We start from the raw sequence: 12,689 nt of genomic DNA, 5'->3' as shown, positions 1-12,689 counted from the left end.
TAAAAATGCCTGTGTACTTATGCTTTAACAGGCAGGGATGATCACATTCACAAGGTGACATATTATGGAAATAAGTACCCTACAAATTATCGCCATATTCCTATTTTCCTGTATTGCCGGAATGGGCAGCGTGCTGGATGAGTTCCAGACCCACCGTCCGCTCATTGCTTGTACCGTTATCGGCCTGATCCTCGGTGATTTAAAAACCGGGATTATGCTCGGCGGCACGCTGGAGTTAATCGCTCTTGGCTGGATGAACGTCGGCGCAGCGCAGTCTCCCGATTCGGCGCTCGCCAGTATTATCTCCGCCATTCTGGTCATCGTCGGTCAGCAAAGTATTGCGACCGGTATCGCTATCGCCCTGCCGGTCGCAGCGGCAGGTCAGGTACTAACTGTCTTTGCCCGTACCATCACCGTGGTGTTCCAGCACGCGGCGGATAAAGCAGCCGAAGATGCTCGCTTTCGCACCATCGACATGCTGCACGTTTCCGCCCTCGGCGTACAGGCGCTGCGCGTTGCCATTCCTGCATTAATCGTCTCGCTGTTTGTCAGCGCCGATATGGTCAGCAACATGCTCAACGCCATTCCGGAATTCGTCACCCGCGGATTGCAGATTGCCGGTGGCTTTATCGTGGTGGTCGGCTACGCCATGGTGCTGCGCATGATGGGCGTGAAGTACCTGATGCCCTTCTTCTTCCTAGGGTTTATCGCTGGGGGTTATCTCGATTTGAGCCTGCTGGCTTTCGGTGGGGTTGGCGTGATTATCGCGCTGGTCTACATCCAGTTGAACCCACAGTGGCGTAAAGCCGAACCGCAGGCGCAATCCGCCTCTTCTCAAGCTCTCGATCAGCTTGATGACTAATGGAGCCAGCCATGGAACAGAAAAAACTGACCAAATCCGACCTGTTTAGCATGTTTGTTCGCTCCAACCTGCAACAGGCGTCATTCAACTTTGAACGCATTCATGGGCTGGGCTTTTGCTACGACATGATCCCTGCCATCAAGCGCCTGTATCCACTGAAAGAGGACCAGGTTGCGGCACTCAAACGCCACCTGGTGTTTTTCAACACCACGCCTGCCGTTTGCGGCCCGGTGATTGGCGTGACCGCCGCGATGGAAGAAGCTCGCGCCAACGGCGCGGAAATTGACGACGGGGCCATCAACGGCATCAAAGTTGGGTTAATGGGTCCGCTGGCCGGTGTTGGCGACCCGTTGGTCTGGGGAACATTGCGCCCGATTACCGCCGCGCTCGGCGCATCGCTGGCGCTGTCCGGAAACATTCTTGGCCCACTATTGTTCTTCTTTATTTTCAATGCAGTACGTTTGGCAATGAAGTGGTACGGCTTACAGCTTGGCTTTCGTAAAGGGGTCAATATCGTCAGCGACATGGGCGGAAACCTGCTGCAGAAACTGACCGAAGGCGCATCGATTCTCGGCCTGTTTGTCATGGGGGTGTTGGTCACCAAATGGACCAGCATCAACGTGCCGCTGGTGGTATCGCAAACGCCTGGCGCAGACGGCACCACCGTCACCATGACCGTGCAGAACATTCTCGACCAACTCTGCCCCGGCCTGCTGGCGCTGGGTCTGACGCTGCTGATGGTGCGTCTGCTCAACAAGAAAATTAATCCGGTATGGCTGATCTTCGCCCTGTTTGCGCTGGGGATTATCGGTAACGCGTTGGGCTTTCTGTCCTGATTTTTTTCGCTCCGGCGATGCCGGGGCAACTTCAACAAATAGTCCTCGAAAGAGGAAGAGGTGGTAACAATGCAAACAACAACAGCTTTACGCCTTTATGGTAAACGCGATCTGCGCCTGGAAACCTTCGATCTTCCTGAAATGCAGGACGATGAAATTCTGGCCTCAGTCGTGACCGACAGCCTGTGCCTTTCTTCCTGGAAAGAGGCTAACCAGGGCGAGAACCACAAAAAGGTACCGGACGATGTGGCCACCAACCCGATCATCATCGGTCACGAGTTTTGCGGCGACATTATTGCCGTAGGCAAAAAATGGCAGCATAAGTTTCAGCCCGGCCAGCGCTATGTCATTCAGGCTAACCTGCAACTGCCGGACCGCCCGGACTGCCCCGGCTACTCCTTCCCGTGGGTGGGCGGTGAAGCCACATACGTCATCATTCCTGATGAAGTGATGGAGCAGGACTGCCTGTTAGCCTACGAAGGTGAAACCTATTTTGAAGGCTCGCTGGTTGAGCCGCTGTCCTGCGTGATTGGCGCATTCAACGCCAACTATCACCTACAGGAAGGCACTTATAACCACAAGATGGGCATTCGTCCGCAGGGGCGTACACTGATACTCGGCGGCACCGGGCCGATGGGACTGCTGGCGATCGACTATGCGTTGCATGGCCCGGTTAACCCGGCGCTGCTGGTGGTAACCGACACCAATAACGACAAGCTGAGCTACGCCCGCAAGCACTATCCATCAGAACCACAAACGTTGATCCATTATCTCCACGCCCAGGATGCGGGTTATGACACCTTGATGGCGCTGAGCGGCGGGCACGGGTTTGATGACATCTTTGTGTTTGTGCCCAACGAACAGCTGGTTACGCTGGCCTCTTCTTTGCTGGCTGCCGATGGTTGCATGAACTTCTTTGCCGGTCCGCAGGATAAGCAGTTTAGCGCGCCGATTAACTTCTACGATGTGCATTATGCTTTCACCCATTACGTTGGGACGTCTGGCGGCAATACCGACGACATGCGCGCGGCGGTAAAACTGATCGAAGAGAAGAAAGTTCAGGCGGCAAAAGTGGTGACGCACATTCTGGGATTAAATGCGGCAGGAGAAACAACGCTGGAACTGCCGCAAGTCGGTGGGGGTAAAAAACTGGTTTACACCGGAAAAGCATTGCCATTAACTGCGCTCACCCAGATTGACGATCCGGCCTTGCGCGATATCCTGGAGCGTCATCAGGGGATCTGGTCGCAGGAAGCCGAACAGTACATATTGTCTCATGCCGAGGAAATTTAACATGATTAACCGCGACACCCAGTTGTGCATGTCGCTTGCCGGACGCCCCGGCAATTTTGGCACACGCTTTCACAACTATCTGTATGAAAAGTTAGGGTTAAATTTTATCTACAAAGCCTTTACTACGCAGGATATTGAGGCCGCAGTGAAAGGTGTTCGCGCACTCGGAATTCGCGGCTGTGCGGTCTCTATGCCGTTTAAAGAGAGCTGTATGCCGTTTCTGGATGTCATCGATCCTTCAGCAAAAGTCATTGACTCCGTCAACACCATCGTCAATGACAACGGTACGCTGACAGGATTTAACACCGACTACATTGCGGTAAAAAGCCTGATTACCAGCCACCAGCTCAATAGCAACGCGCGCGTCATGATCCGCGGCAGCGGTGGAATGGGTAAAGCGGTCATTGCCGCATTTCGCGATGCCGGTTTTCACGATGTAGTCGTCGCTGCCCGTAACCGGGAGAGCGGCCCGGCGCTGGCAAAACAGTACGGTTTCCAGTGGCAGCCGCAGCCGGAAGGGATTACCTGCGATATTCTGGTCAACGTGACGCCCGTCGGTATGGCTGGCGGTAAAGAGAGCGATGAGCTGGCCTACAGCGAAACGATGGTCGCTGCCGCCAGCGTGGTGTTTGACGTCGTCGCCCTGCCGCCAGAAACACCGGTGATTAAGCTGGCACAGCAATTAGGTAAAAAGACCATCAGCGGTGCAGAGGTGATTGCCTTACAGGCCGTGGAGCAGTTCGCCATGTACACCGGCGTACGCCCGGATGACGCGCTGATCGCCGAAGCGGCAAAATTTGCGCGGGCGGGGTAAGAGAGCAGGAACAGAGCGCCAGGGATGGGCGCTCTGTTTATTTGAGGTACTATGCAACAGCAAACAATTGCTGGTCAGCTTTCACTTCCAACTGCGCCAACGCGGGAATCAACTGGCTGATGTTTACCAGACTGTGTCCTAACTGGCATATGCTCTCATACGCAAAATGTTCCTGACCTTCACACGCCATGGTCAGCAGGCTTTCGCCCATAAAATTCAGCGTCTGGTACAACCCTGCCAGCGCCTCTTCACAACCAAACGATAGCGCCAGATTTTCTTCGGTAGTGAGATGGCTACAATCAAGATGGCGGAACGCCTCGGCGAGTGGAAAATAAAGTAGATCGGCTTGCGGAATGGGAGAAGAAGACGCAAAACAGGCGTTAGTGGTACTATTAGCATCAGCCATAGCATTACCTCGTATAATGTTGTGGTCAGACGCCCTGATCGTGTTCCCGCACTTTCGGGGCGTTGTCATTTTTGGTGTGTGAGAGTAATGTGTCATCACACATACTCACACTACTCTTGTGTAATTAAGGTGTCAACACACATGAACGAACGAAGAGGCAATCCCCCGTTTCAATTCCGTCTGGATCCGGAACTGCGCAAAGCGATGGAAGAAGCACAACGGCAGGATGGCGACGAATCGTTGGCAGCCTGGATTAAGCGAGTGATTAGAAAAGAGCTGAAACAGAAAGGAATTGAAGTGTAAGAGGCAGTACTTTATATCACTTTTCTGAAGGTCTGCTCAGAGCGAACAGCGGAAGTTGACTGTTCCGGGATGAACATTGATGTTGTCGTGATTCAATGCCTCCTTTAATGACATAAGTGTAAAATAAGATTATTTTCATCAAGCATGATTTACTTAACTCCATGAGAATTCAATGAATAAAATTATAATTGCTGCAGTCATTCTTTCCTCTGTACTTCTGGGGGGGTGTGCATCGGTTCCTCTAGCCAGTAATGCTGAAAACGAGACGGCTAAGTCTTTCCCGGTCCCGGAAAATGGCAAAGCCGGTCTATACGTTTACAGAGACAGCTTTGTCGGTAAAGCGTTAAAAAAGGATGTTTATCTTGACGGACGTTGTCTTGGTGAAACGGCTGACAGAGTCTTTTTCTATCAGCAAATATCGACCAGCCAACCACATACGCTGGGAACTGAATCCGAGTTTTCACCAAATAATCTGACACTCAATGTCACGCCCGGGAAAAACTACTTTGTTCGCCAATACATCAAAATGGGCGTTTTTGTTGGTGGCGCTGGACTTGAGCAAGTTTCCGAAAACGAAGGTATCCGCGTCCTTTCTAAACCTGAAGTTAAGTTAGCAGTGCCAGGTCATTGCGATAACTGACCGGCGGAAATTTAATATCCAGCCTGCATCAGGGCTGGATATCATTCGCTGCTCGGTTTGACTATATGGTTAAGAATTTACGGGCACATTTTCTACTTTATCCTTTTTGGCTTTCGAATTATCAGCCGCCTTTTGTTTCTGGCTGGAGGAGCATTTTAGGTCAACTGTGCTTTCTCCAACCTACATGCCGGAGAGTTCGCTTTGTGGTCAGAATTTGTACACCACCAGTGATTGGTTGGTGATTTTAACAATGCTCGTCTTAGTGCTCAATTGTTCCCAGGAACGGCTATAAACAACTGACAAGCAATGCCGGGGTTTAGCGCTTTATGACCCCTCGGCAACTTCCACTCTTGGCACAAAGCCGCCCCCTATCCCCTGTTATCGTTTCTCGTATCAACCGCAGCATCCTGAAAAACTACGTATTATTGCGAGGCGCTTTCCTGTTTCCTCCTGCCAGCATTTCCCCTTACTCCCCATTTTTTTATTCTCTAGCCTCAACTTGTCAATTCAGAATGTAGTTTATAAAATACATGGAACGTAATCATGGATATTCTTCAGACAATGGTTTTCCTGCGTTGGGAGCAAAACCTACGGGACAGGAGAGCTAAAACACTCATTGCCACACGCCTTTTTCGTTTGGCTAATGGCTTAGCTGGTGATGTTAAACCTGTTGGAGAATGCTCGCCCGTACACTGGATTCACAGGAGGTCTTCCGTCATGAATAAACTTACTCACTACGATCCCGCGACTGCGCTGGTTGATGATGAAGAAATTGCCGTGTTTATGGCCGATGCCCTCGAAACAGGCGATGCAACGTACATTGCAAAAGCACTGGGCGTGGTGGCTCGCGCTAAGGGAATGGCGAACATTGCGGCAGAAACGGGATTATCCCGCGAGCAGCTTTATCGCTCTTTTAGTGAGAAAGGTAATCCGACGCTGAAAACCACCCTTGCAGTGATGAAGGTACTCGGCATTGAATTGACACTTAAAAAATAGCCTTAGCTTCTATCTCCCCCTTCCAACATCGTGAGCCATATCAGTGAGGCGTTATACTGACGGTGGTAACATGACTGCGGTTGGTAATTTTCTGATTACATGGAGAAATGATGGAACTGCTTTTATTGAGTAACTCGACGCTGCCGGGCAAAGGCTGGATGGAACATGCGCTGCCGCTAATTGCTGAGCAACTGAATGGTCGCCGTACTGCGGTGTTTATTCCGTTCGCTGGCGTGACGCAAACCTGGGATGAGTACACGGCGAAAACGGCAGCCATCTTTGCGCCAATGGGCGTCAATGTTACGGGCATTCATACCGTTGCCGATCCGATTGCCGCTATTGAAAACGCAGAGCTGGTGATTGTCGGCGGGGGTAATACCTTCCAGTTACTGAAAGAAAGCCGCGAGCGCGGTCTGCTGGCCCCAATTGTAGATGTCGTCAAACGCGGTGCACTGTACATCGGCTGGAGCGCGGGTTCCAACCTTGCCTGCCAGACCATCCGCACCACCAACGACATGCCGATTGTCGATCCAAAAGGCTTCGATGCCCTGGGTCTGTTCCCGCTGCAGATTAACCCACACTTCACCAACGCGCTGCCGGAAGGCCACAAAGGCGAAACGCGTGAACAGCGTATCCGCGAGCTGCTGGTTGTGGCACCGGAGCTGACGGTGATTGGCTTGCCGGAAGGTAACTGGATCAAAGTGAGTAACGGTCAGGCGGTGCTTGGCGGCCCAAACACCACGTATATCTTTAAAGCGGGTGAAGAGGCGGTTGCCGTTGAGGCAGGTCACTGCTTTTAGTTGATGGGTTGTCTGATGCCGGATGGCGGCTTCGCCTTATCCGGCCTACAAAGTAAACGATAACATTGCCGGATGCGGCGTAAACGCCTTATCCGGCCTACCGGACTGCGCCACCGGGCAACATTTCACCTGTCCTCGTTAGTACTCACGCTCATCGTCTTCATCCGGCTGTTCCAGCACGCTATAGGCTACGGAGCAAAACAGCGAGTTCAGACGCTGCATATCGCCCAACAGCGCCAGGTGCAAGGAGCTGGTCTCGATGCTCTGCACATTCTGCTGATGCAGACGGTCAACGTGCGCATGCGAATAACGACGGTTGAGAATACGGAAGCGGTGCTTGCTGCGGCGCAGACGGCGGGCGCTGGTCACATCACCAGAGAAGAACACCGACATCGCCAGTTGCAGATTGCTGAGCAGCAGATCGTAGAGCGCATCCAGCTCTTTCAGCCCTTCGACAGAGAATGCCCGACGTGCGGCCAGCGACTTATCAGCTATCTCACTGCCCATACGTTCGACAATATCGGAAGCCTGCTCAAGGTTGAGCGACATTTCGATAATCTCCGCCCAACGGCGTGACTCTTCTTCCGCCAGCTCATCCTTTGGCATCCGCGCCAGATAGAGCTTGATGGCCGTATACAGCACGTTAATGTCGTCCGCCATCCTGCGCAGCTCTTTCTCTTCCCGCGGTTCGCCGTGCATTACTTTCTTCAATCCGTCCATCATCTGCTCCATCGCGTCACCGATACGCAGGGCTTCACGGGCGGCATTGGCCAGAGCGAGCGTCGGCGTATCCAGCGCGCTGACGTCCAGATGTTTAGGCTTCAGATGTGCATCCAGCTCCGGCTCATCGCGGATGATGCGCTTACAAAAACGCGCCATCGGTTCGGCGAACGGCACCATCGCCACGCAGCGCACCAGGTTGTAGAAGACGTGGAAGTAGATAACCAGTTCAGATTTCGGTAACGGCAGTTCATCCATCAGATTGGCCAGCGGATGAACAAATGGCAGGATAATCAGGCTCCCCACCAGCTTAAACAACAGGCTGCCGAGCGCCACGCGACGGGCTGCGGCGTTCGCGGCGCTGTTATTCAACATCGCCAACAGACCGGAGCCGAGGTTGGCGCCAATCACCAGACACAACGCCACCGGGAACGAGATAATGCCTGCCGCGGTTAGTGTTGCCGTCAGCAAAACTGCCGCCAGGCTGGAGTAACTGATAATCGCAAACATGGCGCCAATCAGCGCATCGAGCATGATATCGCCGGTGAGCGAGGCGAAAATAACCTGCACACCGTTCGCCTGGGTGATCGGCGTTACCGCCTGCACAATCAGCTCCAGCGCCAGTAAAATCAACCCCAGCCCAATACCGACCCGCCCCAGTTGCCCCACGCGGGACTGCTTACGTCCGAGAAAGAAGATCACGCCGATAAAAATCAGCAGTGGCGACAGCCAGGAGAGATCGAAGGTCAGGATACGCGCCATCAGCGCGGTCCCCACATCGGCGCCGAGCACTATTACCAGAGCGGGGGTGAGCGCCACGAGATCTTGCGCGACAAACGAAGTGACCAGCATGGTGGTGGCGTTGCTGCTTTGCACCAGCGCCGTCACGCCGATACCCGCACAAAAGGCGAGCGGCTTCTTTTCAACGCTACGGCTGAGTACGGTACGCAAGCGGGCGCCGAAGACGCGCATCACGCCGGTACGCACAATATGCGTACCCCAAACCAGCATAGAAACAGCAGAAAGCAGGTGTAACAGAGTTAACACGGAATCAGGTTCTCCTTATCGTTATATGTTCCTGAGGTTCATAGCAATGACATACCGCCTGATGGCACTACGCTTATCAGGCCGACAAAAATGTGCCATCCGGCAAGCACTACCGATGAACGTTCTTTCAGTATAAGGGTTTAAACGTAATAAAGAGACAGGGCACTCATTGAGTGCCCTGTTTGTTGTAAAGAAAGATGACAGTTTTGTGAATCAGTCAGCGTCGTAGCCGAGGTTCGGCGCTAACCAACGTTCGACTTCCGCCACGCTCATCCCTTTACGGAAGGCATAATCTTCAACCTGATCGCGCTGGATTTGCGCCACGGCGTAGTACTTGCTGTCCGGATGGCTGAAATACCAGCCGGAGACCGACGCGCCAGGCCACATGGCGAAGGATTCGGTGAGTTTCATCCCGGTGTGCGCTTCCACGTCCAGCAGTTCCCAGATGGTGGCTTTTTCGGTGTGTTCCGGGCACGCCGGATAGCCTGGTGCCGGGCGAATCCCCTGGTAGTTTTCGCGGATCAGCTCCTCATTACTGAGGTTCTCATTCGCCGCATAGCCCCAGTAGACTTTACGTACGCGCTCATGCAGATATTCCGCGAACGCTTCCGCCAGACGGTCGGCTATCGCTTTCACCATGATCTTGTTGTAGTCGTCGTGCTGGGCTTCGAAGGCATCCGCCAGCGCATCTTCTTCCAGACCACCGGTAACCGCGAAAGCACCGATGTAATCCGCTTTGCCGCTCAATTTCGGCGCGACAAAGTCAGACAGGCAGTAGTTGGCGAAACCGACTTTTTCCGTCTGCTGGCGCAGATGATGACTCACGTTGATGACGTGCGTACGCGTCTCGTCACGGTAAATCTCGATGTCGTCACCCACGCGGTTGGCCGGGAATAAACCCACCACGCCGCGCGGATTCAGGGTCTTCTCAGCGCTGAGTTTATCCAGCATGTCGTTGGCGTCTTTGAACAGGCGCTTCGCCTCTTCTCCTACCACCTCATCTTCAAGAATGCGCGGATATTTCCCGGCCAGCGACCAGGTCATAAAGAACGGCGTCCAGTCGATGTAGTTGCGCAGGGTTTCGATGCTGGCTTCCACTTCCTGCACGCCCAGACGGTGCGCCACCGGTGGCGTGTAGTTTTCCCAGTCGAAGGCCAGATCGTTGTCGCGGGCAGCCTGTAACGTTACCGGCGGGGTACGCGGTTTCTTACGCGCATGCTGGATACGGACGGTTTCATACTCTTTACGCGTACGGGCGACAAAATCATCGCGCTGGGTGTCTGAGAGCAGCGCGGCCACGACGCCAACGGTACGCGAGGCGTTCTGCACGTACACCGTCGGGCCGCTGTAGTTCTGCTCAATTTTCACCGCCGTGTGCGCTTTTGAGGTGGTCGCGCCACCAATCAGCAGCGGAATAGTGAAACCCTGACGCTCCATCTCTTTCGCCACGTTGACCATTTCGTCCAGCGACGGGGTAATCAGCCCAGACAGGCCAATCAGATCGGCATTCACTTCACGCGCCGTTCTGAGGATTTTCTCCGCTGGCACCATCACGCCAAGATCGACGATTTCGTAGTTGTTACATTGCAGCACCACGCCGACAATGTTTTTGCCAATGTCGTGTACGTCGCCTTTCACGGTCGCGATGACCATTTTGCCGTTGCTGGAGCCTTTCTCTTTGCTTGCCTCAATGTACGGTTCGAGGTAGGCCACCGCCTGTTTCATCACGCGGGCGGATTTCACCACCTGTGGCAGGAACATTTTGCCTTCGCCGAACAGATCGCCAACGACGTTCATGCCGTCCATCAGCGGTCCTTCAATAACTTCGATCGGACGCGCAGCCTGCTGGCGCGCTTCTTCGGTATCCAGCTCAATAAACTCGGTAATGCCTTTCACCAGCGAGTATTCGAGGCGCTTTTTCACGTCCCAGGTGCGCCACTCCGCCATCTGGGCATTCGCCGTGTCGTCGGTTTTACTGCCGCGATACTTCTCAGCAAGCTCCAGCAGTCGTTCGGTGCCATCGTCACGGCGGTTGAGGATCACGTCCTCAACCGCATCGCGCAGCTCGGAGGGCAGGTCGTCGTAAATTGCCAGTTGTCCGGCGTTGACGATCCCCATATCCATACCGTTGCGAATTGCGTAGTAGAGAAATACCGCGTGAATGGCTTCACGTACCGGGTCGTTGCCACGGAACGAGAATGAAACGTTAGAAACGCCGCCGGAAATCAGCGCGTGCGGCAGTTCGCGTTTGATGTCTTCACAGGCACCGATGAAGTCCTGCGCGTAGTTGTTGTGCTCATCAATCCCGGTTGCGACGGCAAAGATGTTCGGGTCGAAGATGATGTCTTCCGGCGGGAAGCCCACCTCTTCGGTAAGAATTTTGTACGCCCGACGGCAGATTTCGATTTTACGTGCACGGGTGTCGGCCTGCCCTTGCTCGTCAAAGGCCATCACCACCACCGCGGCACCGTAGCGACGCAGCAGCTTCGCATGATGGATAAAGGTCTCAACCCCCTCTTTCATCGAGGTGGAGTTAACGATGCCTTTACCCTGAATGCACTTCAGCCCCTTCTCGATGACGTCCCATTTCGAGGAGTCGATCATAATCGGCACGCGGGCGATATCCGGCTCACCGGCGATCAGGTTGAGGAAACGCACCATTGCCGCTTCGGCATCGAGCATCCCCTCATCCATGTTGATATCGATGATCTGCGCGCCGCTTTCCACCTGCTGACGGGCGACGTCCAGCGCTTCGCTGTATTTCTCTTCTTTGATCAGGCGCTTAAATTTCGCCGAACCGGTGACGTTGGTACGCTCGCCGACGTTCACAAACAGGCTGTCGTCACCGATGTTCAGCGGCTCAAGGCCGGACAGGCGGCAGGCAACCGGGATTTCCGGCAAGCGGCGCGGCGGTAAGCCATCCACCGCGCGGCTCATGGCGGCGATGTGTTCCGGCGTGGTGCCGCAGCAACCGCCGACGATATTCAGGAAACCGGCCTCAGCCCACTCGCGAATCTGCGCCGCCATGGTATCGGCGTCGAGATCGTATTCACCAAAGGCGTTTGGTAAACCGGCGTTCGGGTGCGCGGTCACGTAGCATTCGGCAATACGCGACAGTTCCTGCACGTACTGGCGCAGCTCGTCCGGACCTAAGGCACAGTTCAGACCAAAGGTCAGCGCATCGGCGTGGCGCAGGGAGTTGTAGAATGCTTCGGTAGTCTGGCCGGAGAGCGTACGGCCTGAAGCGTCGGTGATGGTGCCGGAGAGCATAATCGGCAGCTCAACGCCCAGCGCTTCGAATTCAGTTTTAACCGCGAAAATAGCGGCTTTGGCGTTCAGGGTATCGAAGACGGTTTCAATCAGGATCAGGTCACTGCCGCCTTCCACCAACGCTTTGGTGGATTCACGGTAGGCGGCCACCAGCTGATCAAAGGTAATGTTGCGATAAGCCGGGTCGTTAACGTCAGGCGAGATAGATGCCGTACGGTTCGTTGGGCCGAGCACGCCCGCAACATAGCGCGGTTTTTCCGGTGTACGCGCTGTCCATTCGTCAGCCGCCGCACGCGCCAGTTTAGCTGCCGTAAAGTTGATTTCCGCCGACAGGGATTCCATCTGGTAATCCGCCATGGCGATAGTCGTGGAGTTAAAGGTGTTGGTTTCGATGATATCCGCGCCCGCCTCAAAGTAGGCGTTATGGATGGCGGCGATGACCTCCGGTTTGCTGAGCACCAACAGGTCGTTGTTACCTTTCAGATCGCACGGCCAGTCGGCAAAGCGTTCGCCGCGGAAATCCTCTTCGCTCAGACGATATCCCTGGATCATGGTGCCCATACCGCCGTCCAGCACCAGAATACGTTCATTTAACTGCTGACGTAATTGTTCTACTTTGCTGCTCACACTCGCTCCCGACAACGCTCAACCAGACCGAAAAAAACTCAACAGGTCATACTGGCACAAACCTGAGAGGCGGAA

At 54.2% G+C, this 12,689-nt stretch carries 11 protein-coding genes; 8 read left to right on the top strand and 3 right to left on the bottom strand.

Annotation, left to right across the window (positions count from 1 at the left end; all coding sequences use genetic code 11):
* Nucleotides 1-64 precede the first annotated feature (64 nt).
* The 4 genes from OGY83_RS22030 to OGY83_RS22015 all read left to right on the top strand — a co-directional run bounded on the left by OGY83_RS22030 (nucleotide 65) and on the right by OGY83_RS22015 (nucleotide 3,805).
* Complete coding sequence (locus OGY83_RS22030; RefSeq protein WP_123269138.1) at nucleotides 65-862, top strand: PTS mannose/fructose/sorbose transporter subunit IIC; 798 nt, start codon at nucleotides 65-67, stop codon at nucleotides 860-862.
* Between the two features lie 11 nt (nucleotides 863-873).
* Nucleotides 874-1,698 (top strand): PTS system mannose/fructose/sorbose family transporter subunit IID, encoded by an 825-nt coding sequence (locus OGY83_RS22025; protein ID WP_003031641.1) that lies wholly within the window; start codon nucleotides 874-876, stop codon nucleotides 1,696-1,698.
* 69 nt (nucleotides 1,699-1,767) lie between these two features.
* Nucleotides 1,768-2,991: an L-sorbose 1-phosphate reductase gene (gene sorE / locus OGY83_RS22020; RefSeq protein ID WP_286636919.1), complete on the top strand. Its 1,224-nt coding sequence runs from the start codon at nucleotides 1,768-1,770 to the stop codon at nucleotides 2,989-2,991.
* 1 nt (nucleotide 2,992) lies between these two features.
* The gene (locus OGY83_RS22015) at nucleotides 2,993-3,805 is read left to right on the top strand and encodes a shikimate 5-dehydrogenase (RefSeq protein ID WP_286636918.1); all 813 of its coding nucleotides are present in this window, start codon (nucleotides 2,993-2,995) and stop codon (nucleotides 3,803-3,805) included.
* 49 nt (nucleotides 3,806-3,854) lie between these two features.
* On the opposite strand, the gene OGY83_RS22010 is transcribed toward OGY83_RS22015, so the two are convergent.
* Nucleotides 3,855-4,211, bottom strand: a complete 357-nt coding sequence (locus OGY83_RS22010; RefSeq protein ID WP_286636917.1) for a hypothetical protein — start codon at nucleotides 4,209-4,211, stop codon at nucleotides 3,855-3,857.
* Nucleotides 4,212-4,352: 141 nt separating this feature from the next.
* On the opposite strand from OGY83_RS22010, the gene OGY83_RS22005 reads away from it, so the two are divergent.
* The 4 genes from OGY83_RS22005 (at nucleotide 4,353) to pepE (ending at nucleotide 6,950) form a co-directional block, all read left to right on the top strand.
* Complete coding sequence (locus OGY83_RS22005; RefSeq protein WP_003841416.1) at nucleotides 4,353-4,514, top strand: phage protein; 162 nt, start codon at nucleotides 4,353-4,355, stop codon at nucleotides 4,512-4,514.
* 172 nt (nucleotides 4,515-4,686) lie between these two features.
* Nucleotides 4,687-5,154, top strand: coding sequence for a DUF2846 domain-containing protein (locus tag OGY83_RS22000; protein WP_148362581.1), 468 nt, complete (start codon nucleotides 4,687-4,689; stop codon nucleotides 5,152-5,154).
* Between the two features lie 717 nt (nucleotides 5,155-5,871).
* A complete protein-coding gene (locus tag OGY83_RS21995; protein ID WP_111466256.1) occupies nucleotides 5,872-6,150 on the top strand; it encodes an addiction module antidote protein in 279 nt (92 codons plus the stop codon).
* A gap of 110 nt (nucleotides 6,151-6,260) precedes the next feature.
* Nucleotides 6,261-6,950, top strand: coding sequence for a dipeptidase PepE (pepE, locus tag OGY83_RS21990; RefSeq protein WP_048236375.1), 690 nt, complete (start codon nucleotides 6,261-6,263; stop codon nucleotides 6,948-6,950).
* A 138-nt stretch (nucleotides 6,951-7,088) separates the two neighbouring features.
* Here pepE and OGY83_RS21985 read toward each other — a convergent pair whose 3' ends face one another.
* Nucleotides 7,089-8,717 (bottom strand): Na/Pi cotransporter family protein, encoded by a 1,629-nt coding sequence (locus tag OGY83_RS21985; protein WP_115644093.1) that lies wholly within the window; start codon nucleotides 8,715-8,717, stop codon nucleotides 7,089-7,091.
* Between the two features lie 213 nt (nucleotides 8,718-8,930).
* Nucleotides 8,931-12,614, bottom strand: a complete 3,684-nt coding sequence (gene metH / locus OGY83_RS21980; protein WP_286636916.1) for a methionine synthase — start codon at nucleotides 12,612-12,614, stop codon at nucleotides 8,931-8,933.
* Between the last annotated feature and the right edge of the window lie 75 nt (nucleotides 12,615-12,689).

The sequence above is a fragment of the Citrobacter sp. Cpo090 genome, assembly GCF_030332665.1.
Classification (GTDB): domain Bacteria; phylum Pseudomonadota; class Gammaproteobacteria; order Enterobacterales; family Enterobacteriaceae; genus Citrobacter; species Citrobacter portucalensis.
Note: the sequence above shows the minus strand (reverse complement) of the source record. Positions and strands in the feature narration are given on the sequence as shown.

What these genes read in the sequence shown, in the direction of transcription:
- OGY83_RS22000 (WP_148362581.1), top strand. Translation starts at nt 4,687, where the DNA reads ATGAATAAAATTATAATTGCTGCAGTCATTCTTTCCTCTGTACTTCTG.
- OGY83_RS22025 (WP_003031641.1), top strand. Translation starts at nt 874, where the DNA reads ATGGAACAGAAAAAACTGACCAAATCCGACCTGTTTAGCATGTTTGTT.
- OGY83_RS22005 (WP_003841416.1), top strand. Translation starts at nt 4,353, where the DNA reads ATGAACGAACGAAGAGGCAATCCCCCGTTTCAATTCCGTCTGGATCCG.
- OGY83_RS22015 (WP_286636918.1), top strand. Translation starts at nt 2,993, where the DNA reads ATGATTAACCGCGACACCCAGTTGTGCATGTCGCTTGCCGGACGCCCC.
- pepE (WP_048236375.1), top strand. Translation starts at nt 6,261, where the DNA reads ATGGAACTGCTTTTATTGAGTAACTCGACGCTGCCGGGCAAAGGCTGG.
- OGY83_RS22030 (WP_123269138.1), top strand. Translation starts at nt 65, where the DNA reads ATGGAAATAAGTACCCTACAAATTATCGCCATATTCCTATTTTCCTGT.
- sorE (WP_286636919.1), top strand. Translation starts at nt 1,768, where the DNA reads ATGCAAACAACAACAGCTTTACGCCTTTATGGTAAACGCGATCTGCGC.
- OGY83_RS21995 (WP_111466256.1), top strand. Translation starts at nt 5,872, where the DNA reads ATGAATAAACTTACTCACTACGATCCCGCGACTGCGCTGGTTGATGAT.
- OGY83_RS22010 (WP_286636917.1), bottom strand. Translation starts at nt 4,211, where the DNA reads ATGGCTGATGCTAATAGTACCACTAACGCCTGTTTTGCGTCTTCTTCT.